Origin of the sequence: Alcanivorax sp., from assembly GCF_002726155.1 — a bacterium.
Classification (GTDB): Bacteria; Pseudomonadota; Gammaproteobacteria; order Pseudomonadales; family Alcanivoracaceae; genus Alcanivorax.
Genome location: NZ_PBSH01000011.1, coordinates 58972 through 83493 on the forward strand (window position 1 = coordinate 58972; position 24522 = coordinate 83493).

Sequence of the window (24522 nt, forward strand, 5' to 3'; positions counted from 1 at the left end):
GCAGTTGTCTTCGGGTTGTCAGCAAGAGTGTCAACGCAGTGTACCTGCCGGAGCGGGCTTGTGCCGCCCCGGCAGGCCGGGTCAGGCAGGAGGAGGAAAGACGGGCCCGCTGACGATGGGGTTGAAGGCGGCCAGTTTGTCCAGCGAAGCGGCGTTGCCCAGGCTGTGATTGGGGAAACGGGTGCTGAACTGGCCGATTTCACCGTGCAACGCCATGTAGTTCAACCAAACGGTTTCCGCCAGCAGGTTCACGTTGTTGGCCGCCGGGGTGCCGGCGGTTTCCACCGAGGCGTCACTGCGCATCCAGCCCAGTTGCTGATGGTTCTCGGCGCTGGCGCCGTTGGTGTTCAGGGTTGGGCGGCCGTTGGGGTTGTAGACCAGAAAGAACGAGGCGGCGGTGGACGAGTTGTCGCCGGTCCACTCGCCTTTGCCGCGGCCGTTGGTGGAATCATCGATGCGCCCGTTGCTGGAAACGGAGCCATCGCTGAACACGTACATCATCAACGGCATGTTGCGGCGGCGGGCGTATTCCAGGCAGGCGCCCATGCAGCGCCCGGCGCGCAGGTCGCGGATTTCCCCGGTGCCACGCTCGCCGGTGTGATAGTCAAAGCCGCCCATGGAGATACAGCCGGCACCGGCGTAGCCATTGATCACCAGCTTCATGATGGAGGCGGTTTTTTCGAACTCCCGATCATTCAACTCTGACTCGGAGAAGATGCTGAGGATGTCCGTGTCCTGACGAATATTCAGGGCAGAGGGGTCACCATAACGGTCGGTAATATCCGCCGCTTCTACATAGCCGCAACGCAGCAGGTCGCGCAGATTAGCGCGGCGGTTGGCGTCGGTGAGGCCGCTGTCGATACGGTCGATGCGTTTATGGCTGATGCGGGCGATGGATTCCATCACCGACACGGCATCGTCCTTGGAGAGCAGACCCACCAGCTTGCCGGTGTCCACCAGGCCGGTCACGTCGGTGCCACGGTCCACCTTGGTAGGGCGAGCCGAGGCGATGATGGAGCCGTCCGGTGACATGGAGTTGCCGCCGGACAGGGAGCTGCGTGAACCGATCAGGGATAGTAACTCGCCATCGGCGCCGGCATTGAAAATACCGTACATGGGGTTGTGAGGGTTGTTGGCGGTGTCGTTCTCGGAACGGGCCGGAATCACGCAGCCATTCACGTTGCCCATGGCACCGGGAGCTTTTTCCTGAATGCCGCGCAGGAAGGGCGAGTCACTGTGGAAGGCAAGTCCCAAATCGGTGTTGACGACGCCGGGGTCGGTGCTGGGGGCCATGCCGCCAGGCAGGCCGAGTTTGGAGTAGCCGGCACTGCTGAGAAAATCCAGCTGGCCGCCCTGCCCTCCCACCAGCACATTGGAGCCGGCGATGTTGGCGCCGCCGGCCAGGTCGAAACAGATGAACGGGATCTTGCCGGCGCCGGCACCGAGGATGCCGCAATCGGATTTGATGGTTTCCAGGTCGCCCTGTAACGCCGCCATGGCGTCGCGAGGGTTACTGAACAGGCCCAGCAGGCCCACGCTGCCGAAGGCCGCGCCGGACACCAGGCCGCGACCGAGCATGTCGCGGCGGCTAATGGGTTTGCCGTGGCCCAGATTCAGAAGCGGGGCGTCGGGGTGCAAGGCCTGTGGTTTTTTCATCATTCTTTTCATGATCGTGCCCCTTATTGAAACAGCATGGTGGCGCTGCCCAGCATGGCGGCACAGGCCGCTTTGGTGGCGGTGGCAGTGCGCTCCACGCAGTCGCTGCTGCATTGGGTCAGGTTGGTATTAAACAGCAGGTCTTCCAGTTCGCTTTCCACGCCATTACGGTCTGGCTGGCTGGCCTGTCCGTTACCGACCATGCGCTCATACAACGGTGAAATGACCCAGTCTTTCCAGTTCTGCTGGCTGAGGGTGTCGGCGCCGGCGCTGTAATTCATGCCCACGAATAACGGCTGAATGCTGGCGTCGTTGCTACGCTCCGCTTCCACCAGCGCGTTGCAGTATTCGATGGCCAGCTGGGCAACCCCCACTTGATGCGCCGTGAGGAAGGCTTCGATATTTTCCTCACTGGGCAGCTGGGCACGCAGGCGCTGGTAGGTGTCCGGCACTTCGCCGTAGCCTTCCGGGACGCCGGTGAGCTGGCTCATGGTGGCGTTGATTTCAGCAAAGTTGCGCAGGCCGGGCAGCGGTTGCTCGCCGTACTGGTTGGGTGTCAGTGGCAGGGGCTGCGGGTCGGTGTGCACATTGGTGTGGCTGCCCAGGCGTTCGAAGGTGAGGAAAAATTCATCGTTCTCCTGGCCTTGCTCCACGGGCAGCAGAGTGCCCAGGCGAGACAGGGTTTCGCCCTGCTCGCTGTAGCCTTCACCGCCAATCAGGGTGTCCACCGTGGCAAAGGACTGGGCCACGTCAGGGACGCGGCCGTTAACGCCCAGGCGCAGGCCTTGCAGGGCCACTTCTGTGTCCACGATATCCTGCTCCAGGTTGATGAAGTAGGGGGCGGCAAACAGGTAACTGTAGTTGTCGAAGCGGGAGACTTCGAATACCAGGTAGGCGCCCTCCTGGTCGATCAGGTGGCCTATGTAGAAGGGCAGGAAGTAGCGCTCGCCCACACCGGCGGCAAAGTTGGTGCGGATCTGTTCGCCAGTGAGCGCGCGATTATGGATGGCGGCAAAACGGATCACCCCTTCCCACGGCCGGTCGCTGGAGGCTTCGTTGCCGAGTACCAGGGCGAAGGTGTCGTCCCAGGTGTTGAGCAGGCCGGGGGTGACCGTGTCGGTGGCCCCGTTGAGTTCGCCATTGATGTAGATCTGGCGACCGTTTACCGGGTCAAACGTCATGGCCACATGCTGGAGGCTGGCCTGCAGCGGATCGTCAGCAGTGGACAGTACCGGCTCGCCGTTGCTGTCGGTGGCTTCGCCGATGCGCTGGTAGGCCAGGTAGTTGCTGCCACTCTGTGCGAGGGTCAAGTTGCGGGCCATGGTGCCAGCGGAGTAGCTGATGATGTGGGCATCATCCTGGCCAGTGCTGGCGGGCACCAGCCAGGCTTCCAGAGTCAGTTCGCCGGTGGCGGCAATCAGGTCGGTGAGTTTTTTGCTGGTCTGGGTGCTGCCCTGGGCCTTGCCACCGTTAAGGCGAATACCCCAGCCGCCTTCCCAGGCCACATCGCCGCTGAATTGCAGGTGGATGGCGGGGTCTACGCCGGAGGAATCGTAAGCGGTGAGTCCTTCACCGGTTTTGAATTCATAGCGGGCCACCACGTTGCTTTCATAGCGTCCGCCGCCGGCTGCCAAGGTGCCGTCGTTCACGGTCAGTGCCTTGCTCAGCACCAGGTCGCCATCCGGGGCGGTGGCGGTAATGTTGTTGGCCATGGCGCGAATGGCGTCTTCCATGGCGTCGGCATCGCTGCTGCAGCTGTCACTCCAGCAGTTGTGGTTGTCTTCGCGCAGGCGTTCCACCAGGCGGCTGAGTGCCGGCTGGTTCAGGTCAATTTTGCTTTGCGCGGCACTGTAGGCTTCGTCCACATCATCGGCGGCCAGGTAGGGCGCCTGCGGGGTGGCGGCATCGCTCTGGTGGCATTCGCTGCAATGCGGCTCCAGTAACGGGTACACCGTGGTTTCGAACAGCCCACTGTCCACCGGGAAGTTTTTGCTGTCACCGGGATCGTACAGGGGCGGTGGGTCCAGCTCGGTGGTGCCGCCGCCCAGGCCCAGGGTTTCTCCGGCCCAGGCGCTGATCCACGTGCTGATCTGGTCGGCACAGACCTGTGGGTCCGCTTCCCAGCAGTTATGGCCACCGGCCACTTTCTGCACCATGCGCGACGCCGCTGGCTGGTTCAGGTTGATCAGCGGATTGGCGGCGGCATAGGCGTCGTTGATGTTGCCGGTTTGCACAAAAGCGGGCTGCTGGTTGCGGTGACAGGCGCCGCAGCGCTGTTCACTGACCAGATTGTTCCAGATATAGATTTTGAACGCGGAGATGTCGGCGTTGCGCGGCGCAGGACCGTTGTAGTTCACGCCGCCACCATTGCCTCCGGTATCCACGTTCGGTTGTGTGTCGGCACCGCTGCCGCTGCCGCCACAGCCGCTGAGCAAGGCGACCAGCAGGCTGGCGAACAGGGTGGCGTTACGAGGGTAAGTAAGCGGGAAAAAAGACATGCGTTACTCCCCCATGCAGTAGGTGGCCGCATCGGAAAACAGGGTTTTCATGCGGTAGTTATCGTTTTTGAAGTTACTGGTCATGCTGGCCAGTTCGGCGGTGTCGGCGCCGTCGGCGGGTTTGCGCAGGCACACGGTCTGGAAGACTTTTTCCGCCTGGCAGGTGGCAAAGACTTCACTGTGGGCCAGTTCCTTGCCCATGCTGGCGGCGCCTTCGCCGCTACCGGGGAGGCTTGGATCCCAGCCCAGGTTGGCATTGGGGCCTTTGCGCCAGTAGTTGTCCCAGCTGTTGTCGGGGGTGATATAGCCCCAGGGGAAGTTGTTGCCGTTGATCAGGTATTTTCCCTGCACCCGGGTGCCGGTCTCGGCATCGTTGCCGCTGTTGTAGACCATGCGGCCGCCATTGCCTTCCTGTTCGCCTTCCCAGTCGTAGTAGGCAAAGGCCTGGGCCAGCGGGTCCATGCCGCTGTGACAGCCGATACAGCTGTTGCGGAAGATTCGGCTGTCGCCACCGGGGCTGCGGCTCACGTCCTGGCGGATGCGGTCGGAGGGGCGGCTGGTGTCCTTGACCTGCTCCAGGTCACGACACATGTGATTCATCAGGGTGAAGCGCAGCATGGCCCGGTTGGTGCCGGCGTAGAAAAAGGCGTTGGCAGCGGCGCGGGTCGTCAAGACGCCGGCCACGGCTTCTGCCGGGGTACCGTACTGGCTGGCCTGGCTGCTTTCAGTGAGTGCCGTGCTGAGATCCGCATGTTGATCTTCCAGCGCCTGATAATGGGCATTGCTGGAGGGAGAGGCCGCGGGGCTGGTGTTGCCCACATAGAGCAGGTCACTGTAGAGGATGCGGCGGAAGTCCACATCGTCACGGACCACACCGATGATGGTGGCGGTGTAGTCGTTGAGCGGTGCGAACACGTCCTGGGCTTCGTTGGTCCAGGGCGTGGCAAACTGCTTGATGGTGACGTTATAGAAGGCCGGGTTGTCCATGGCCAGTTCGGCGGCCTCGGCAACCTGGTTGTTATCAATCAGCTGCGCCATTTCGGTCAGCGTTGCGGCATCGGCCGGTACGCCGGCAAGCCGATTGTGGATGCGTTGAGCCTGATCCCGGCTGTTTGCCGTTGCTGTGGCGGATACCGCCATGGCAAGTGCGATCAGTATGATCCCCCGGTAGCCTTTCATGGGCTTGGTCCTTGTTGTTCTCTATGAGCACCGCGGCCGCATTTTGCGGTCGCCGGCAAGCCAGTAGTGATAATGGTATTACCGTTTAACAGATTTCCCGTATCCCGTGAGTATTCTGTATGACATTCTGCGTCACTCTCTGTGAAGTGACGCCCAGAAATTTAAGAAGATATTCGGGATACTGATGTAAACCTACGAAATACGGATGAACGGGTGAAAATAATAAAGCGTATTGGGGGACTCGGCCTGCTGGGGATGCTGGCAGCGCTTGGTGGCTGCGGCGGCCTGGACGGCAGTGAGCAGGCAAAAGATCCGACCGTGACCGAGATCCCGGTGGCCTATGTGCAGCGTACCCCGCCCCAGGGTGACATGGACGCGATGGCGCAGGAGACACTGGAAGATCCGGCGGTGTTCCAGGCCGGTGCCCGTTTGATGGTGCGCGACAGTGCTTCATCCCGCGCTGAGGCCCGGGATGTGACCACGGCGCGGCTGGGTGCAGGCCACGATATCCGTGATCTCAGTGTCAGCCCGGACGGGACGCGATTGCTGTTTGCCGCCCGCGCACCGGAAATCCCTGATGCGGATGACGATGAGCAGCCTACCTGGAACGTTTGGGAATACGATTTTCAGGGCGGCGTGATCCACCGTCTGATCAGCAGTGATTTGCTGGCTGAAGAGGGCCAGGACCGTTACCCCGCCTACCTGCCCGATGGCCGCATTGTTTTTTCTTCCACTCGTCAGCGTCAGGCCCGGGCTCGCCTGCTGGATGAAGGCAAACCCCAGTTTTATCCTCTTGAGGAGGGGCGCGACGTGAGTGCTTTCGCCCTGCATGTGATGCAGCCGGATGGCTCGGATATTCAGCAGATCACCTTCAATATGAGCCACGATGTGGCGCCGCTGGTGAAGGCAGATGGCCGGGTGGTGTTCCTGCGTTGGGACAATAAGGACAATGAAGACCGCTTTGACCTGTACCGGGTAAACCCGGACGGGACCGCGCTGACGCCGTTGTACGGGGCGGAGAGCCACGCGCTCACGGACGACACCCGCCGTGAGTTTCTGCCGTTATCGTTTATGGGCGATGGCCGTTTGCTAACGGCCATCCGGCTACGTGAAACTGCCGCCGGGCAAATGGAACCGGTGGCCATTGATATCGACAATTTCGTTAATCGTGAAGGCCCCCTGTTTGGCCGGGTGGCGGGGCAGGCAGAACAAGCTCTGCCAGGCCCGGATACCACGCTGACCGGAGATATCTCGGTGACCGGACGCATGGCCGATCTGGTCAGTCTGAATGATGGTACCGGGCGTTACCTGATGGCCTGGTCGCCGTGTCGTTTGCAGGACGGGGCGGTGTTGCGCCCCTGTACTGACGAATACTTGCAGCAGGGTTTGCCGGAAGCCGAGCCGGCTTTCGGGCTATGGATTCTGAATCCATCAGAAGGAACGCAGTTGCCGGTGGTGCAGCCTCAGCAGGGGCTATGGGTGACGGAGCTGGCTGTGGCCACGGCTAGCAGCATGGCTGCCGTGGTGCCGGTGTCGGATCGGGACGACGCACTGGCTGATGCCAATATGGCGCGTATCGATATTCGCAGCGTTTACGATCTGGATGGCGGGTTTTCCGATTTCATGAACCCGGGGCTGCCGGGTATCAACTCGATCGCGGATTTCAGTGATCCGGCCCAGGTCACGCCGGACCAGCGACGGGTGCGTTTCCTGCGTATCACCAAAGGTGTTCTGATCCCCAACGAAGACGTGCGCGATATCAGCGGAGCCCAGTTTGGTCGGGCAGCTAACTTCGGTATGCGGGAAATTGTCGGTTATGTGCCGGTGGAGCCGGATGGTTCCGTGCGGGCCCGGGTGCCGGCGGATGCACCACTGGGCCTGCAACTGGTGGATGCAGACGGCAAGGCCGTGTTCAGCCGCCATGGAGCCTGGTTGAACTTGCGCCCCGGGGAAACACTGCAATGCCAGGGCTGCCACCGAACCAACAATCCACAGCCCCATGGGCGCACCGATGGTATGGCGCCATCGATCCATGACGGCGCACCGGTCACCGGCCAACCGTTCCCCAACAGCCGCGCCGATGTGGTGCCCTTTGCCGATGCCGGGGAAACCATGGCCCAGGCCCTTGCCCGTTTCCTGCCGGACAGCGAATGGCCGGCTATCAATATGCAGGCGTTTGACGCCTGGAGTGATCCGGCGCCGGATCCGGCCGATGAACTCTTGCTCAGCTATGAGGATCTGGAGACTCCAGCTCCCGCCACGGTGGGCTGCCAGACTCAATGGCAACCGGAATGCCGGACGGTGATTCACTACGAAGATCACATCCAGCCGATCTGGGATTTGCCCCGGGTGGCCGATATGGGTGGCGTGATGGAAGATCGTACCTGCTCGTCGTGCCATAACCGCCGCGATGCCATGAATGCCCTGCAAGTGCCGCCTGCCCAGCTGGAGCTCACTGGTGAGGCGTCACCGGACCAGCAGGACCAGCTCACCAGTTACCGGGAATTGTTGTTCAACGACAACGAGCTGACGCTGGAAGACGGCGCTTTGGTGGATAATCTGATTATCGTCACCGATGGTGAAGGCAATGTGGTTTACCAAACCGATGAAGACGGCGAGTTGATTCTGGATAACAATGGCAACCCGATTCCCGTCACGGATACGGTGGCGGTGTCCGCTACCGTGCGGGCCGGGCAGGCACGTAACTCCGGCGCTTTCTTTGATCGCTTCGCCTCTGGCGGCGTGCATGAAGGCTGGCTGAGTGCGGCGGAGCAGCGCTTGATTGCCGAATGGATCGATCTGGGGGCGCAGCTGTATAACGACCCCTTCCGGGTGCCGGAAAACTGAGCGGGCTTTCCCGCGCCCTGACATGTATTGGAAAGGAGACGCACCCGGTGCGCCTTGTTGTAATTCTGTTATCACTGATGGCGGTGCTTCCGGCCTGGGCTGAGCCCGAGACTGAGGCCGATGCCAAATCGGATACTGCGGCGGTGCGCGTCAAGGTGGCGGAGCCGTTTGTGGAAATTCACACCGGCCCGGGTCGCGGTTATCCCGTGTTTCATGTGGTGGAGCGCGATGCCCCGCTGACCCTGGAATATCGCCGTGCCGGCTGGATCAAGGTCAGCACCGTGCGTGGCCGGGTGGGCTGGGTGCCTCGCGAAGCGTTGCTGGCAACCCTGGATGGTAGCGAGCAAACCCCGGAGATGAAAAACCTGGGCCAGGAAGCATTCCAGGCCGGCCACTGGCAGGCGTCGGTGCTGATGGGCGAACTGGATGAAGTGACTTCTCTGGCGTTTGCACTGGGTTACCGGATGACGGAGAACCTGTCCGCCGAAGCCATGTTCACTCAGGCCAGCGGCCCCTTCGCTAACAACAAACTGATTGATATTAACGTGCAGCACGAGATGTTCCCGCGTTGGCGGGTTTCTCCCTATGTCATGCTGGGTACCGGGCGCGCCAAAATCGAGCCCCGGGCCACGGTGGTGACACCGGAAAACCGTGATGAGAATTTTGCCTTCGCCGGGGCGGGCCTGAAAGCCTACCTGTCGCGGGGGTTTGTTCTACGCGGCGAGTACCGTAGCTATGTGCTGTTTACCCAGGAAGACGACAACCGGAATTTGGAAGAATGGAAACTCGGTTTCTCTGTACTGTTTTAGCGGCATCCTTGCTGCTGCCACTGCAAAGTCTGGCGGCGGAACAAGAGGGTGACAACAACACTACCGTTCGGGATGCGGATGCGGAATCCGTACTCGATCCCCGTATCGAGCGTCGCCACATCAAAGAGGCGGATATCGATGCGGAAAACTTCGAAATCGGCCTCTACACCGGCATTCTCTCCATTGAGGATTTCGGCAGTGACCCGGTGTTGGGGGTGCGGCTGGATTACCACCTGTCTGAGGATGTATTTCTGGAAGGCAGTCTGGGCCGTTCCAAGGCCGGGGAAACCAGTTTTGAAACCCTGAATGCGGGTGTGCAGCTGCTCACTGATGATGAGCGTGAATATACCTACTACCAGGTGGGCGTGGGCTACAACCTGCTGCCGGGCGAGGCGTTTCTGTCGGAAAACCGTGCCTATAACAATGCATTGTATTTAATGGGCGGGGCCGGCATGACGGACTTCGCCGGCGATGACCAGTTCACGCTGAGTCTGGGCGTGGGCTACCGTTTGTTGATTAATGACTGGATGACGGTGCGCGTGGACATGAAAGATCACATCTTCAATCTGGATGTGCTGGGTGAAGACAAAACAACCCATAACCTGGAATTAACGGCAGGTATCGGTGTGTTTTTCTGATTGTCGCTGGTCGCGGTAAGGCGTCGTCAGAGCATGCCGTAACGGAATAAAAAAAGCAGCAAATACAGAGTGAGGGGAAGCACAATGAGAAAATGGCTAACAAGGGTGTTGTGTGGCGCGCTGTGCGTATGGAGCCTGGGGGTGAGCGCGGATGTAACCGGCCCGGCGCCGGACTTTACCCTGAAATCCAGTAGTGGCGAGAACATCAAGCTCAGCGAGTTGCGCGGCACGGTGGTGTTGCTGAACTTTTGGGCGTCCTGGTGTGGCCCGTGTCGTACGGAAATGCCCTTGCTGGATGAGCTCTATCAGGAATACCGCGACTATGGTTTTACCATTCTCGGCGTGAACCTGGATGAAAACCGGGATCAGGCCAACCTGCTGCTGGATAAAATTCCCGTGAGCTTCCCGGTGCTGTTCGACCCGGCCAACGACACCAGTGAGACCTACCAGGTGGATGCCATGCCGACCACGGTCCTGATCGATCGCAATGGCAGGGTGCGCTATCACCACCGTGGCTACAAGGACGGTTATATGGATCACTACCGGACCGAAGTGAAGGAACTGGTGCTCGAATAATGCGACAGACCGCGCTGATTTCCCTGTTGATTGCGGCTGCCCTGAGCAGTGGCTGTTCATCCGTGCAACCCTGGCTCAAGCCTTACGAGCGTGCCCGGTTGGCCGACCCGGTGATGAATCCGGCAGCCAACCCTGCATCGGATAACTACATGCACCACGTGCATCAGGCCCGTGAAGCCATGCGCGGAGCAGAAGGTAGTGCTGGCGGAGGCTGCGGATGCAACTGATGTGGGGGTTGCGCGTCGGCGTGCTCTGGCTGCTGACGGCCAGTGCGTTGGCGGCGGTGTTGCCGGAGGACAGGCTGGACGTGTTGCGCCATGCCTACGATGGTGGCGGCATGGATATCAAGGGACCGTCGGTGCTGGTGCGCAAGTCCTTTGCGGATAAAGTCTCGGTGCGTGCCAATTACTATGTGGACAAGGTGTCAGCGGCCTCCATTGACGTGGTGACCAGTGCCAGCCCTTATTCAGAAGAGCGCACCGAAAAAAGCGTTGGCATCGATTACCTGGCGGGCAAAGCCATTTATTCACTGAGCTACGGCAATAGTGAAGAAAGTGACTTTGAAGCCAACTCGGTACACTTCGACATGAGCCAGGATTTTTTCGGGGATCTGACCACCCTGAGCCTGGGCTATTCGAAAGGCTGGGACGAAGTGTTCCGTACCGGCGACAACAGCTTCGCTGAAGAGGCGGACCGTCAACACTTTCGTATCGGCTTGAGTCAGGTGCTGACGAAAAACCTGATCGGTAGCATTGGCCATGAATTGATTACCGATGAGGGCTACCTGAATAACCCTTACCGGTCGGTGCGCTACCTGACATCACCCAACAGCTACAGTTTTGAACCAGAGCGCTACCCCAATACCCGTACCAGTGACGCCACGGCGCTCCGGTTGTCGTATTACCTGCCATGGCGTGCCGGGTTGCACGGGGAATACCGAATTTATAGTGATTCCTGGGGCGTGGATGCCAATAGCTGGCAGCTACAGCTGATTCAACCCATCGGACAGAGCTGGACGGTGGAGACCCGTTACCGGAGCTATCAGCAGGGCGATGCGGATTTTTATGCGGACTTGTTTCCGTTTCAGAATGCCCAAAATTTCCTGGCCCGTGACAAGGAATTGAGCGAGTTTTCATCCACGGTGATTGGCCTGGGGGTGGGGTTCCAGTTCAGTAAACCCAACTGGAATACCATCAGCAAGGCCGGCCTGCACCTGTGGGTGGACCGCTTCAATTTCGATTACGATAACTTCCGCGATATCCGGGTACAGACCACCCCCGGTACCGAGCCTTTATACAGCTTTGATGCCACCGTAACCCGGCTGTTGTTTACGCTCTGGTATTAAGTGCGCTGCATGCGACACGCACCACGCACCATGCGTGTTGGCCGTGTTGGCCGTGTTGCATGATGCGTGCAGCGTGTTGCGTCTCTCTATGCGTCTCTTACAATGAATCCGTCAGCAGGATCCCGAAGCTGTAACGGTTTTCATAGTCGTCATAGTTGATCAGCGAATCCCCGTAGCCCGTGAACACTTGCACCAGCCCTTTGAAACGCTTGCTTAACGGGAACGAATAGTTGATGCGGGCGGCGCCTTTGTTTTCGGAGCGTAGGTTGTTGCGCAGCATCAATTCCACTACGTGATTGCCGAATGGGCGCGCGACTTCCAACTCAAAGTTACCCATGTACTTCTCGATATCCGGATTGTCGTCGCCACGGGTATCCAGGGGATCATCTTTTTCGCTTTCAGGAATCCGGTACCAGGGCTTGAAAGACCAGTAGTAATCGTTGGTCTTGAAAATATAGTTCAGGAAAACCCGGTTCCAGCTACGCGATACCGGGATATCCTGGCCGTTGGATTCGTGGTTGAAACCCACCGCCAGCAATTCCGAATCCAGCGGACCGATTTGCCAGTCGATGGGCTTGGTGATGAACAGCTCGGGTTCGTAATTGGCTTCCCGGAAGGGCGCAGAGAGTTCGCTGTTGTAGGCCTGCCAGTAAAAGGTGCCGGTGAAGGCCATCCACAGGGTGATGTCATCAACAATTTTTTCCTTGATCGGCGCTTTCAGAGAGAGTTGGAATTTCACCTCGGTGGGCTGCAGATCACTGTCATTCTTGCTGGGGTCGTTCCACTGCCGGTTGGACCAGTAACTGTAGGGCAACAGGTAATTGCGGCGGTGGGGGGTGATGACGAAGGGATTGCCCTGGGTGGTGTTTTCCAGTGCCAGTCTGGCCCGCAGTGCATCTTCATGGGCGCTGATTTTTTCCTGTTCTTCGCCATTGGTGCACCAGCCGCGCATTTCCTGCAAGGTCACCTTGCCGTTGGCGGTCTGAGCGCTGCGCAGCAGACAGTTATTGAGCTTTTGATCTTCGGTCATGCTGGTGGGGGCGGTATCAGGAACCGGCGTGTCGTTATCGACGGGCTCCTGAGCGCACAACGGGGAGCTGGCCAGCGCCAGGGCAAAACAAAGCCGCTTATGCATAAAAGGCCTTCCTGTGGCGAAGTGTGGTATAGCGAGTTCCTAAAGGGATTGGGCTTCCTCATCGCCCATGGTGCGAGCTTGCTCTTCCAGCATGACAGGGATGCCGTCGCGTACCGGGTAGGCCAGGCCGCTGGCCTTGCACTTCAGTTCAGCCGACTTTTCATCGTAGATCAGTGGTGCCTTGCTCACCGGGCAAACCAGAATATCCAGCAGATTCGGATCAATCATTTCACTATTCCTTAACAGGCGGTTAAACCGTAATCCCGCGAGTATACCGAAACCCGAGGGGCTTGAGAGGCCACCGGGGGCAGACCGACGCTTTTTTACGGTTGCCGGGTAAATGCCTTTTAAATCAGCGCGGTTAGAGGGCAAACGGTAGTTTCAAACGCTTGTTTGACTTGCGGGTCACAAATAGGGGTGGAGCCGTGCTGGAGGCCTGACCTAAGATTAGCGTCCCAAGGAGTACTTCAGAGACTCCCCTACACTGGCGAGCCGCGGCCCGCCTCATTGTCACCGGTAATTTAAGGGAGATTTGAGATGCCGGATTACAAGGCTCCCCTGCGCGATATGCGCTTTGTACTGAATGAAGTGCTGGATCTGGATGGCCACTACGCCAGCCTGGGTCTGGAAGACATCAACAGCGAACTGCTGAATGCTTTCCTGGAAGAAGGCGCCAAGTTCTCCGAAAACGAGCTGGCTCCCCTGAACCGTTCCGGTGATGAGGAAGGCTGTGGTTTCGATAACGGTGTGGTGACCACGCCGAAAGGCTTTAAAGAAGCCTATACCAAATACGTGGAAGGCGGCTGGCCGGCCATGGGTGGCGACCCGGAATTCGGCGGCCAGGGCCTGCCGGGTTCTGCTGGTATCGCGATTTCTGAAATGACCGGTTCCGCCAACTGGTCCTGGAGCATGTACCCGGGTCTGTCCCACGGTGCGGTTGCGACCATCGAAGAGCACGGTACCGACGAGCAGAAAAACGGCTACCTGCCCAAGCTGACCAGCGGTGAGTGGACCGGCACCATGTGCCTGACCGAGCCAAGCTGTGGTTCTGACCTGGGTATCCTCAAGTCCAAGGCCGAGCCTAACGAAGACGGTTCCTACAGCATCACCGGTACCAAGATCTTCATCTCCGCCGGTGAGCACGACATGGCTGAGAACATTATCCATATCGTTCTGGCTCGCCTGCCGGGCGCTCCGAAAGGCACCAAGGGTATTTCCCTGTTCATCGTGCCCAAGTTCCTCACCGACGGTAACGGCAGTGTGGGTGAGCGCAATGCGGTGACCTGTGGCTCCATCGAACACAAGATGGGCATCAAGGCCTCCGCTACCTGTGTGATGAACTTCGACGGTGCCAAGGGCTACCTGATCGGGCCGGAGAACAAAGGCCTGAACTGCATGTTCACCTTCATGAACTTTGCCCGTCTGGGCACCGCCATTCAGGGTGTTGCGCACGCTGAAATCGGTTTCCAGGGTGGCCTGACCTACGCCAAGGACCGTCTGGCCATGCGTAGCCTGTCCGGGCCGAAAAACCCGGAAGGCCCGGCGGACCCGATCATCGTTCACCCGGATGTACGTCGCATGCTGCTGACCTCCAAGTCCTTCGCGGAAGGTGGTCGTGCGCTGGTTTACCTGTGTGCCCAGCTGGGTGACAAGGTGAAGCTGGAGAAAGACGAAGCGGCCCGCAAAGAAGCCGACGACCTGATGGCTCTGCTGACTCCGATCGCCAAGGCGTTCGTGACCGAAGCGGGCCTGGAAGCCGCTAACCACGGTGTGCAGATCTACGGTGGCCACGGCTTTATCCGTGAGTGGGGCATGGAGCAGAACGTTCGTGATGCCCGTATCTCTACCCTGTACGAAGGCACCACCGGCATCCAGGCACTGGATCTGTTGGGCCGCAAGGTGATGATGACCCAGGGTCAGGCCCTGCGTAACTTCACCAAGATCGTGCACCAGTTCTGTGAAGCCAATGGCGGCAATGCGGACCTGAAAGAATTTGTTGAGCCGCTGGCCGGCTACAACAAGGAATGGGGCGAGCTGACCCAGGCCATCGGTATGCAGGCCATGCAGAACCCGGAATACGTGGGTGCCGCCTCTGTGGACTACCTGATGTACTCAGGCTACGTGACCCTGGCTTATCTGTGGGCCCGTATGGCGTCCGTGGCCCATGCCGCACTGGAATCCGGTGCCGGTGATGAGGACTTCTACAAGGCCAAGATCAGCACTGCACGCTTCTACTTCAAGCGTATCCTGCCGCGCGTGGCTGGCCATAAAGGCGCCATCGAAGGCGGTCTGGACTGCATGATGGATCTGGATGCGGAACACTTTGCATTCTGATCTTTCCTGTAGATAAAAAAGCCCGCCTCTCATGGCGGGCTTTTTTTTGGTTCTTTTTTGAGTTCAAGACGATGCGAAATGGGCGAGAGATAACGCGCCTGTGGTGGTTGGCGGGCTGATCGTTACTCCCGGCATTTTTCCGCTATAGTGATGCACTTCAAAAAACGGGGTAACAGGGACGAAGGGGGAATACCCATGAAAAAAGGACTCGTGCTGGTTGTGGTGCTGGTCGTACTGCCGGTAGTGGCATGGCTGGCGGCTACCTTTTATGTGGGCCTGCGTGTTGAGCAGGTGGTCCGCGATGAAGTCGCGAAGATGGAAATTCTACCGGGGCAGAAGGATGTTCTGCTGGATGTGGTGCGTTACGAGCGGGGTTTGCTGTCCTCCAGTGCGCATACCTGCCTGATCATTCAAGGAGAGCTGGCGGCCATGCCGCAAGCGGCGGCGCTGTCCGGCCAGGTTTGTTCGCTGAGCACGATTCATCACGGCCCGCTGGCGTTCACCGATGAGGGGCTGAAGGTCGGCCTGGCCAGCACCCGGGAAGTGCTGGACCTGTCGGCCTTGCCGCCAGAGGGTAAGGCGCTGGTCGAGCAACTGTTCAAGGGCAAGGCGCCTCTCGTCGGGAGCAGCTTTTACGGCTTTGACGGCAGTGTCCGTATTCGGGTGGCGCTCGCCCCGGTCGATCTGGATTCGCCCATGGGCAAGGTCGTGCTGGAGCAGCTTCAGGTGGATGTGCACCGCCCGAGTATCGACGGTTACCCGGTGAACAGCTTTGTGACGGTCAAGGGGCTGGATATCAACGCACCGCAAGGGCAACTGGCGATTGAATCGCTGACCGGCTCGGTGGATGTGGTGGACATGCTGGGGGGGACGCTGCCGTTGACCGACGTGAACCTTAACGGAGAAGGGCTGCTGTATGCGCAGCATGGTCTGCCGTTGTTGGGATTCGACTTTACCCTGCAGGGCAACAGCCAGAACAAGGGGGACACGCTGGCCGGTAAAAGCGGCTTGTGGCTGGAGAACGTTGCCGGTGCCATGGTGCCATTAGCCATGGATAGCGCTTACCTGGGCGTGGATTATGTCGGCCTGGACAAGCAGGCGCTGATCAAGGTCAACGCCCTCAACAACGAACTGGACCAGCTGCAAACCGACATGCTGCTGGGGGCCATGGCCAACACTGAGACCGCCGATCCGCAGCAAACGATCGCCAGAATACAGGGCCTGATCGACGAAATGATGACGGTGATCGGGGAGCAGTTGCTGCACCCGGGAGAGAGCCAGCTGAATATGCGGTTGCTGGTGGACAATGCCGGTGAGCGTCAGCTCAGCCTGGATGCGCGTACCCGCTATCTCGGGGTAGAGGGGCGTAACTTGCCACTGCAAGAGCTGCAGGCGCTCACCGAGCAGCAAATGAACCAGATGCTGGATGTCTCTGTGCAGGTGGATATGAATCACGCCGTGATTCCGCCGCCGTTAGCCATGCGGTTGCCCGGTTTGGCTGCCCAGGGGCTGGTGGTGCAGCAGGGGGATCGTTGGAGCAGTGTACTCAACGCCAGTGGTGATGAGGTGGTGCTCAATGGCGAGACTATTTCGGTTGCGATGCTCAAGCAGCGTCTTGAAGCGGCCAGTGGACTGGCTGGCCCTCAGGACGGGGAATTGTCTGCAGAAAGTGGTTCCGGGGCTCACTAGACGGCGTTGTCGCCCATTGACGTCAGGCTCCAGGCATTTGGCGTCTGGCGCCTTTTTCAATGCAGGCGTACTGGTGCATGCTGTAGTGACGTTTCAGGAGTGTGAGCAATGATCAGAGTCGTTGCCTGGCGATTACTGGCGGTGTTCTGCGTGGCCCTGGGGATGATCGGTGTGGTGATTCCCGGCTTGCCCACGGTGCCGTTTCTGCTGGTGGCCGCCTGGGCGGGCACGCGCGGCTGGCCCCGGCTGGAGGCCTGGCTGCTGAATCACCCGAAATACGGGCCGAGCATCCGCGACTGGCGTGAGCAGGGCGCGGTATCGCGCCGGGCCAAGTGCGCAGCCTCCACCATGATGCTGTTCAGCATCGTGCTGATCAGCCTGTCCGGGGCGCACAATAGCGTAAAAATCGCGGTTCCTGTCTTTCTGTGCGGCACGTTACTGTGGCTGTGGCGGCGTCCGGAGCCGAAAAAGTAAACAATGCCCCCCTTTTCATGTGGCCGAAGTGCGTATTTGTTGATGGAAATGGCCGCCATGAACGCCGGGTCACAAATAAGCCTGTAACCCGGAGGCCTGCCTGCCTAAAATTCGCACCCTGCCAACTTTCGGGAGATGTGCAAATGGCGACCTATAAAGCCCCCCTCGAGGACATGCGTTTTGTTCTCAACGATGTGTTCAACGCGGACCAGCTCTGGGCCTCCATGCCGGCCACCGCAGAGGTGACTCAGGATTTGTCCGATGCCATTCTGGAAGAAGCGGGCAAAATGACCGAAGGCCTGTTGTTCCCGCTGAATCGTAACAGCGATGAGCAGGGCTGCACCTGGAACGACGGGGAAGTGACCACCCCGGACGGTTTCAAGGATGCATTCAAGACCTTCGCCGAAAACGGCTGGAGCGCCTTTTCCGGCAACCCGGAGTTCGGTGGCCAGGGTATGCCCAAGTCACTGGCGGTGCTGTTCGAAGAAATGATGCACAGTGCCTGCTCCTCATTTGCCCTGTACCCGGCGCTGACCAGTGGTGCCTGCCTGGCGGTAGACGCCCACGCCTCCGAAGAGCTCAAGTCCCAGTACCTGCCCAAGCTGTACAGTGGTGAGTGGAGCGGCACCATGTGCCTCACCGAGCCGCATTCTGGTACTGATCTGGGCATTCTGCGCACCAAGGCTGTACCCAACGATGATGGCTCCTTCAACATCACCGGCACCAAGATTTTTATCACCGGCGGCGAGCATGACCTGACCGGCAACCATATCCACCTGGTGCTGGCCAAGCTGCCTGACGCACCGGCTGGGTCCAAGGGCATTTCCCTGTTCCTGGTGCCGAAATTCTTGCCGGATGCGGATAACAACCCGGGCGACGCCAATGGCGCCACCTGTGGTTCTATCGAACACAAAATGGGCATCAAGGGTTCCGCCACCTGCGTGATGAACTTCGACGACGCCAAAGGCTGGATCATCGGTGAGCCGAACCAGGGCCTGGCGTGCATGTTCACCATGATGAACTACGAGCGTCTGTCCATTGGCCTGCAAGGGCTGGGGCTGGGTGAAGCGAGCTACCAGAGCGCGGTGGAATACGCCCGCGAACGCCTGCAGGGCCGTAGCGCCACCGGCGCGAAAAACCCGGACGGTCCGGCGGACCCAATCATCGTGCACGGCGATGTGCGCCGCATGTTGATGAACATGCGTGCCATCAATGAAGGGGGCCGCGCGCTGGCCGCCTACGTGGGCATGCAGCTGGATACCTCCAAGTTCAGCGAAGACGCAGACGCCAAGAAAAAAGCGGAAGATCGCGTGGCGCTGTTGACCCCGATTGCCAAGGCCTTCTTCACCGACCGTGGCCTGGATACCACCATCACCGGTCAGCAGGTCTTCGGTGGTCACGGTTATATCCGTGAGTGGGGCATGGAGCAGTTTGTTCGTGATTGCCGTATTTCCCAGATCTACGAAGGCACCAACGGTATCCAGGCGTTGGACCTGGCCGGCCGTAAAGTGGCCCGCAACGGTGGCAAGTCCGTGGATGCCTTCCTGGCGGATGCCCAGGCCTGGGTTGATGCCAATGGCGACAACGCGCAGCTGGCTGCAGTAAAAGACGACCTGCAAGCGGCTTTGGCATTGCTGAAGTCCTCTACCGATACGCTGCTGGCCCAGGCCGGTGACAACCCGGATGCCATCAGTGCCGGTGCGGTGGAGTATCTGGATATCTTCGGGTATGTGATTTACGCATGGCTGTGGGCCCAGATGTTGGCGGCCACAGACGGTCGTGATGATGACTTCGTCAAAGCCAAGCGCATTACCGGGCAATACTACTTCCAGCGTGTGTTGCCGAAAGCCCAGTCCCTGGCTGCCCAGCTTAACAGCGGCGCGGGCACCATGATGAGCCTGGATGCGGATCTGTTTTAAAGGCCGCCGCATGCGGCACGCCACACGCCGCACGCATTAAAAAAACCGCACCTCTCGGGGTGCGGTTTTTTTATGCCTGTTAACGTTTCAGCGAGGAGGGCAGCGGGGCGTGATTCGTACGTGTTGTTGCCTGCTGCATGAAGCGTGCAGTGTTTCTTCTACGGAAACTGCATATTCAGCGGTGAGCTGCCCTGCAGGCTTTGCGCACGGTCGGGCTCATCGATAAAGGGGTTGCGGTTGCCCTGGAGCTGTTCGATAACGTTGTTACGGCGGCGCTCTTCGTCGGTAACCGGGTCTTCCTGGTTCCAGCGTTGGTACATATCCAGGGTGCCGAGCAGGGGGAGCTCGTAGCGTTCGTGGAGATAAAGCATGGCCCGGGCCACGTCCCCCTTGGCGGTAACCGGAGGCTCGAATACCTGGAACGATTGTTTGTAACCGCAGTTGCTGTTTTTCTCTGTGGTGTCCGGCAGATCGCCAAACAGGGTTCGCCGGCGGTCCAGCTCGGCGCGGCGGGTGACAGGGAAGAGGGCGTGACGGTCTTTACGAATATCGGAGAATTGCGGATTGTTTTCGCAAAGACGACTGCTTCGGCAACCAAAGTGCTGTGCCAGCCGGCGTTCATCGTAAATTTGTTCTACCGAAATGCGATCACCGGGCTGAAAGGATTCCTGACAATAAAGGGTGTCGCCTCCGTTAGCGTAAACCTGCTTGAGAAAGAGTGCGTCCATGCCATCGGCAAAGCTGGCCGAAACCGGCAAAAAACTTGCCAGCAAGGCAAGTGTAAATTTGTGCATATTGTGAATCCTGTCACATTATCAATATTGCCATCTTAGCCCCCAAGGCCAGGGTGACGGATATCTACAATGTATACCGGGCAGACAGGTGGTGCCAATGGCGGGATTAGTGGTTGTCTAACAAAAGAGTCACGCAACTCTGGATGTGTGCGGTGATCGCGGTTTCGTCGGGAAGCTGGTTGGGAGCCAGCAGGGCGCAGAGCTGGAAATCGGCCTTGATCATGCCAAAAAACTGCCGGGCTGCATGGGGGCTGGGTTCGGCGCCGGGGAGCTGTCCGCGGTCGTGAAGGCACTGAAGATAAAGCAGTAACTGCTCCTGCAGCATGTGGGGGCCGGCTTCGTAAACGGTTTGCCCGAGTTCGGCAAAGGCTGAGCCTTCTGCAATCAATAACCGGTACAGCTCCAGGTTGACCGGGTCCGTCAGCGCGTTGAAAAAAGCGTGCCCGAGCCGTTCCAGGCCTTTCCGGGCTGGCAGTTCGTCTAGCTCAAGGCTACGGATATCGTGAATCATCTTGTGGGTGTGGTGAGTGATCACCGCGCTGAACAAGCCGCGCTTATCGCCAAAATACTCATAGAGGCTGCGTCGCGACCCTCCCGCTTCGGCAATGATCATGTCCAGCGTAGTGCGCGCATACCCGTGCTGGAGAAAGGTGTGCGTGGCGGCATCAAGCAATGCCTGACGCCGTCGCTGGCCGCGTGTGGTGATCTGCTGAGTCATGAAATAAGTCCTGTTCTGTCACTGAATGGTATTGAGCAGGACACTTTCCGGCAATGGCGATACGCATCAATGTGAAGAAAGAGACGGACAGGCTAAAACGGGATTAACCGCACGAAAATAAGGTTGATATATAAATAAGAATCAATATCATTGCGATTCTCTTCTTATCCATTCCCTGTCCAAGGAGGCGGACACCCCTCATGACCCTCATGGGCCTGTTGTTTTCCCGTAGAAAGAAAGCCTTCGCGGCGGTGGCCGTGCTCAGTGTGTTGAGTGCGGGATTGAGTGTGGCGGTTCTGGCGTTCATCAGTCAGCGGTTGCTAGCCGGTGGCGCGGACTTGGCCGTGGTGCTGTTGCAGTTTGCCTTGCTGCTGGTGGCGCTGCTGGCCACGGCCACGGCCGCCCAGGTGACCTTGCATGTGCTGGGGCACCGAATGGTGTACGGCCTGCGTCGGGATCTGGTGCGCCGTGTGCTGGCCACGGATATCGAGCAACTGGAAAAGGTGGGCGGGCCGCACCTGCTGGCGGCGCTGAGCACCGATCTGCGCAACCTGACAATCGCCTTTGTGCACTTGCCGGAGCTGGTCTACGGCGCCGCGTTGAGCGTGGCGGCCCTGGGGTGGCTGGCCTGGCTGGCACCGGGACTGTTTGCTGTCACGGTGGCCTGGTTGCTGGGTACGGCGTTGATGGGCGTCTGGCTGGTTGGGTGTATTAATTTCCATGTGGGCAAGGTCCGTGAAGGGGATGACCATCTTTATCAGGACTATCAATCCATGATTGATGGTCGCAAGGAGCTGGCGCTGAACCGGCCGCGAGCGGCCCGTTTCTTTGATGAAGAATTTGATGGCCATGCCCGGGGGTACCGTGACCATGTGACCCGGGCAGACATTTGCAATGGGGTGGCCGGCAACCTGGCCAACGTTTTGGTGCTGGCACTGATCGGGGTGCTGTTTTACCTGGCTGCCGGGCGTGGTTGGGCGGATGCCAATACCGCTTCCGTTTTTGCACTCACCATTTTGTTGTTGCGTACGCCTTTAATTGGCGCTGTCGCTGCGTTACCCACCTTGCTGGCTGCGCGGGTCTCTTTGCGCAAACTGACCGGGCTTGAGCTGGCTGAAGATGCGACGGACCTGCAGGCAAGTGGGGACACGCTGGCAGGCTTCAGTACGCTCAGCTTGCAAGGCGTGCATTACCGGTATCCGGATCAGGACGACGCGCCGGGCTTTGCGGTGGGGCCGCTGGATCTCACCATTCGCCGTGGCGAGCTGATTTTCGTGCAAGGGGGTAATGGTAGCGGCAAGAGTACGTTTGCCCGCTTGCTCACCGGTCTGTATCGGCCCCAGCAGGGTGAGTTGCGGGTGGATGGCGAGCTGGTCACCGAGGCAAACCGGGTTGCCTTTCGCCAGCTCTTTTCATCGGTGTTCACGGATTTTCATTTGTTCAGTCGCCTGTTGAAGGGCGATGGCACGGAAGTGGCGGCGGCGGATGTGGATGCCTGGCTGGCCACTCTGGGCATGCAGCACAAGGTGCGCCAGCAAGATGGCCGCCTCAGCGATATTCGTTTTTCCCAGGGGCAGCGCAAACGTCTGGCCCTGTTAATGGCGGTGATGGAGACCCGGGACTGCTTGTTGCTGGACGAGTGGGCGGCAGATCAGGACCCGCAATTCCGACAGTTCTTTTATCTCGATCTGCTGCCGCGCCTGCAAGCCGCCGGCAAAACCATCATTGCCATTACCCACGATGATCATTATTTCGATCGCGCTGATCGCCTGCTGAAAATGGATAGTGGTCGGTTGGAAGAACTGGATGACCTCAGCGCTCGCGAGAGCGTTCAGGTGCTGCGCGAAGCGGGTATTTAGGCGGTTGCTGAATCCTCCTTGTGCGCTCGGGCTTTCAGGTCGGGGCGCTTTTCTCTCACTCTTGTTAACGGCGAGGAAGCCATGAGTATTGATAATCCTGAAACGGAATTCACGGTCGTCATCAATGATCAGGAGCAGTACAGCATCTGGCCGACCTATCGTCCTGTCCCGGCGGGCTGGCAAGCCGTCGGTGTGACCGGCAACAAGGGCGAATGCCTTGAGCATATCAATCAGACCTGGACAGACCAGCGTCCACGCCGCCTGCGGGATGCGCAAGCGTCCTGATTCTTTCTCTTGCGTCTGCACTAACGGCAAGGAGCTGACATGACCGGGTCTGCCATCGAGAACGTGCGCCCGGGGGCCGACTGGACCCCGCTTTCCTCTTCACAGCAACGTCTGTGGCTATTTACGCGGCTTTCACCGCAGAGCACGGCCTATAACCTGGGTGGCATGCTGTGGTTGGACGGCGAGCTGAATCCGGAAGCGCTTGAGCAGACCATGAATTATGTGGTGGCTCGGCAGGCGATCCTGCGTGTGGAATTCTCTGAGCGGGATGGTCAGGGGTGGCAGCGGATCGCACCGCACGTGGGCAGGGCGTTGCAGGTAGAGGATGTCAGTCACGAGGCAGACCCGGAAGCGGCAGCCTACCGGCTGGGCCGCGAACACAATGCGAAACCGTTTGATCTGGAAGCAGAGTCACTGTTGCGTTACCGCCTGGTCAGGTTGAGCGAGCAACGGCATGTGCTGCTGATCTCGTTGCATCATATTGTCGGCGACGCCTGGTCGTTGGGCGTGTTCATGCAGGAGTTTCTGTTTGCCTATAGTGCCTTGCGTGATGGGCTGACACCGAACCTGCCGCCGCTGAAAAATACCTATCTGGATCTGGTCGAAACAGAAGCTGAATGGCTTGCCAGTGACGATGCCCGGGCGCAGCGGGATTACTGGGTCGAAACACTGCAAAATGAAGGCGAGCCCCTGGTTTTGCCCCGCCTTTCACAACCGTCCGGTGCCTCCAGTCGTGCCCGCTTTCAGGACTTCTCCCTGTCTGCAAAGCAGACGCAAACCCTGAAAAATTTTGCCAGAGCGCAGGGCGTCAGCCGTTTTACCGTATTGCTTGCCGTGTTGCAGTATCTGTTGTTTCGGGTGTCGGGGCAGCCGCAGATTCGCGTTGGCGTACCTAGCGCCAACCGTAAAGGCAGTAACCAGTTTTTGGTGGGTTTTTTCGTGAACAACTTGGTGGTGCAGGGGCATGTTTCCCCTGAACTGTCCGTTGGCGATTGGATTTCACAGATCCACAGTGCCTTGAACGACGCCAAAAAAAATCGCGATCTACCCTTTGAAAAAATTGTCGATGCCTTGAGTGATTCCCGCAGTTCGGGCAGTCATCCCTTGTTCCAGGTGGCGTTCAATTATCGTCAACAGGGCAAAGGGTTGAGTTTGAATCTGGGCAACCTGATGGCTCGGGTAGAGGACCTGCCTGTAACGGAAACGCCGTTTGATCTGGTGCTGGATGCCTGGCCGGATGAACATGGTGGCCTGACGCTGCGGCTGGTTCACGGTGACGGCGTTCTTGATGATGCCTTCGCCGGGAAAATGGTGGGGGCGTTTGAGCAGGTGCTGGACCAGTGGTTGCAGTCGCCAGCATTGCCGCTCACCGAGAGTACGGTGCTGGTGCCGGATGACCAGGTCGTGCTGGAGCGTTGGGGGCAGGGGGCCGGCCAGTGGCAAGCGCATAGTTTTGTGTCGTTGTTTTCAAAGCAGGCCGCGAAACAGGGTGATGCGATTGCGCTGGTGCACGGGGATACCCGCGTATCGTTTGCCGAACTGGAAGCTCGCTCCAATCAATTGGCCCGTTACCTAATTAGCCAAGGCGTGAAGGCGGATGATGTGGTCGGCGTGTCTTTCGCGCGCGGCGTCACCATGGTCGAAGCCTTTATCGCGGTGATGAAAGCGGGCGGCGCTTTTTTGCCGCTGGATCCGGGTTATCCCTCCGAACGCTTGCACTACATGCTGGAAGACAGCGGCGCCAAACTGCTACTGACCTCGTCGGAC

The 24522-nt window shown here is 59.1% G+C and carries 20 protein-coding genes; 13 read left to right on the forward strand and 7 right to left on the reverse strand.

All coding sequences use genetic code 11. The features are described from left to right. Window positions 1–81: 81 nt before the first annotated feature. The 3 genes from CL546_RS04060 to CL546_RS04070 are packed head-to-tail and all read right to left on the reverse strand — an operon-like array spanning window position 82 to window position 5333. Window positions 82–1668, reverse strand: a complete 1587-nt coding sequence (locus tag CL546_RS04060) for a general secretion pathway protein GspF (RefSeq protein ID WP_290493143.1) — start codon at window positions 1666–1668, stop codon at window positions 82–84. A gap of 11 nt (window positions 1669–1679) precedes the next feature. Beyond that, complete coding sequence (locus CL546_RS04065; protein ID WP_290493144.1) at window positions 1680–4154, reverse strand: LamG domain-containing protein; 2475 nt, start codon at window positions 4152–4154, stop codon at window positions 1680–1682. Between the two features lie 3 nt (window positions 4155–4157). Then, complete coding sequence (locus CL546_RS04070; RefSeq protein ID WP_290493145.1) at window positions 4158–5333, reverse strand: hypothetical protein; 1176 nt, start codon at window positions 5331–5333, stop codon at window positions 4158–4160. Window positions 5334–5546: 213 nt separating this feature from the next. Here CL546_RS04070 and CL546_RS04075 point away from each other — a divergent pair, with 213 nt between their 5' ends. The 6 genes from CL546_RS04075 (at window position 5547) to CL546_RS04100 (ending at window position 11548) form a co-directional block, all read left to right on the forward strand. Then, window positions 5547–8180 carry an HzsA-related protein gene (locus tag CL546_RS04075; RefSeq protein WP_290493146.1) on the forward strand — a complete coding sequence of 878 codons (2634 nt, stop codon included), beginning with the start codon at window positions 5547–5549 and terminating at the stop codon, window positions 8178–8180. 47 nt (window positions 8181–8227) lie between these two features. After that, window positions 8228–8989: an outer membrane beta-barrel protein gene (locus tag CL546_RS04080; RefSeq protein WP_290493147.1), complete on the forward strand. Its 762-nt coding sequence runs from the start codon at window positions 8228–8230 to the stop codon at window positions 8987–8989. After that, window positions 8959–9627, forward strand: a complete 669-nt coding sequence (locus tag CL546_RS04085) for an outer membrane beta-barrel domain-containing protein (protein ID WP_290493148.1) — start codon at window positions 8959–8961, stop codon at window positions 9625–9627. Before CL546_RS04080 ends, CL546_RS04085 begins: the two co-directional genes overlap by 31 nt. Window positions 9628–9768: 141 nt before the next feature. Then, window positions 9769–10203: a TlpA family protein disulfide reductase gene (locus CL546_RS04090; RefSeq protein WP_290493149.1), complete on the forward strand. Its 435-nt coding sequence runs from the start codon at window positions 9769–9771 to the stop codon at window positions 10201–10203. After that, complete coding sequence (locus CL546_RS04095; RefSeq protein ID WP_290493150.1) at window positions 10203–10430, forward strand: DUF4266 domain-containing protein; 228 nt, start codon at window positions 10203–10205, stop codon at window positions 10428–10430. Before CL546_RS04090 ends, CL546_RS04095 begins: the two co-directional genes overlap by 1 nt. Next, on the forward strand, window positions 10421–11548 hold the full coding sequence (locus CL546_RS04100) for a DUF3570 domain-containing protein (RefSeq protein WP_290493151.1): 1128 nt from the start codon (window positions 10421–10423) through the stop codon (window positions 11546–11548). The genes CL546_RS04095 and CL546_RS04100 overlap by 10 nt, the downstream gene beginning before the upstream one ends. A 97-nt stretch (window positions 11549–11645) precedes the next feature. Here the strand turns inward: CL546_RS04100 and CL546_RS04105 are convergent, their stop codons facing one another. Together CL546_RS04105 and CL546_RS04110 are read right to left on the reverse strand one after the other, a co-directional pair. Beyond that, window positions 11646–12683: a phospholipase A gene (locus tag CL546_RS04105; RefSeq protein WP_290493152.1), complete on the reverse strand. Its 1038-nt coding sequence runs from the start codon at window positions 12681–12683 to the stop codon at window positions 11646–11648. Window positions 12684–12722: 39 nt separating this feature from the next. Beyond that, window positions 12723–12911: a Trm112 family protein gene (locus CL546_RS04110; protein WP_007151538.1), complete on the reverse strand. Its 189-nt coding sequence runs from the start codon at window positions 12909–12911 to the stop codon at window positions 12723–12725. Window positions 12912–13220: 309 nt separating this feature from the next. Between CL546_RS04110 and CL546_RS04115 the strand changes: the two genes are divergently transcribed. The 4 genes from CL546_RS04115 (at window position 13221) to CL546_RS04130 (ending at window position 19099) form a co-directional block, all read left to right on the forward strand. Further along, window positions 13221–15017: an acyl-CoA dehydrogenase C-terminal domain-containing protein gene (locus CL546_RS04115; protein ID WP_290493153.1), complete on the forward strand. Its 1797-nt coding sequence runs from the start codon at window positions 13221–13223 to the stop codon at window positions 15015–15017. Between the two features lie 195 nt (window positions 15018–15212). Next, window positions 15213–16706 (forward strand): DUF945 family protein, encoded by a 1494-nt coding sequence (locus CL546_RS04120; protein ID WP_290493154.1) that lies wholly within the window; start codon window positions 15213–15215, stop codon window positions 16704–16706. Window positions 16707–16814: 108 nt separating this feature from the next. Continuing rightward, window positions 16815–17180: a YbaN family protein gene (locus tag CL546_RS04125; RefSeq protein WP_290493155.1), complete on the forward strand. Its 366-nt coding sequence runs from the start codon at window positions 16815–16817 to the stop codon at window positions 17178–17180. A 143-nt stretch (window positions 17181–17323) separates the two neighbouring features. Then, the gene (locus tag CL546_RS04130; protein WP_290493156.1) at window positions 17324–19099 is read left to right on the forward strand and encodes an acyl-CoA dehydrogenase C-terminal domain-containing protein; all 1776 of its coding nucleotides are present in this window, start codon (window positions 17324–17326) and stop codon (window positions 19097–19099) included. Between the two features lie 158 nt (window positions 19100–19257). Here CL546_RS04130 and CL546_RS04135 read toward each other — a convergent pair whose 3' ends face one another. Together CL546_RS04135 and CL546_RS04140 are read right to left on the reverse strand one after the other, a co-directional pair. Then, window positions 19258–19893, reverse strand: a complete 636-nt coding sequence (locus CL546_RS04135; RefSeq protein WP_290493157.1) for an endonuclease — start codon at window positions 19891–19893, stop codon at window positions 19258–19260. A 106-nt stretch (window positions 19894–19999) separates the two neighbouring features. Beyond that, the gene (locus CL546_RS04140) at window positions 20000–20611 is read right to left on the reverse strand and encodes a TetR/AcrR family transcriptional regulator (RefSeq protein WP_290493158.1); all 612 of its coding nucleotides are present in this window, start codon (window positions 20609–20611) and stop codon (window positions 20000–20002) included. A 200-nt stretch (window positions 20612–20811) separates the two neighbouring features. Between CL546_RS04140 and CL546_RS04145 the strand changes: the two genes are divergently transcribed. The 3 genes from CL546_RS04145 to CL546_RS04155 all read left to right on the forward strand — a co-directional run. Further along, on the forward strand, window positions 20812–22470 hold the full coding sequence (locus CL546_RS04145) for a multidrug ABC transporter permease/ATP-binding protein (protein ID WP_290493159.1): 1659 nt from the start codon (window positions 20812–20814) through the stop codon (window positions 22468–22470). Window positions 22471–22551: 81 nt separating this feature from the next. After that, the gene (locus tag CL546_RS04150) at window positions 22552–22755 is read left to right on the forward strand and encodes an MbtH family protein (protein ID WP_290493160.1); all 204 of its coding nucleotides are present in this window, start codon (window positions 22552–22554) and stop codon (window positions 22753–22755) included. Window positions 22756–22794: 39 nt separating this feature from the next. After that, the coding region (locus CL546_RS04155; RefSeq protein ID WP_290493161.1) for a condensation domain-containing protein at window positions 22795–24522 on the forward strand (1728 nt) is incomplete at its 3' end.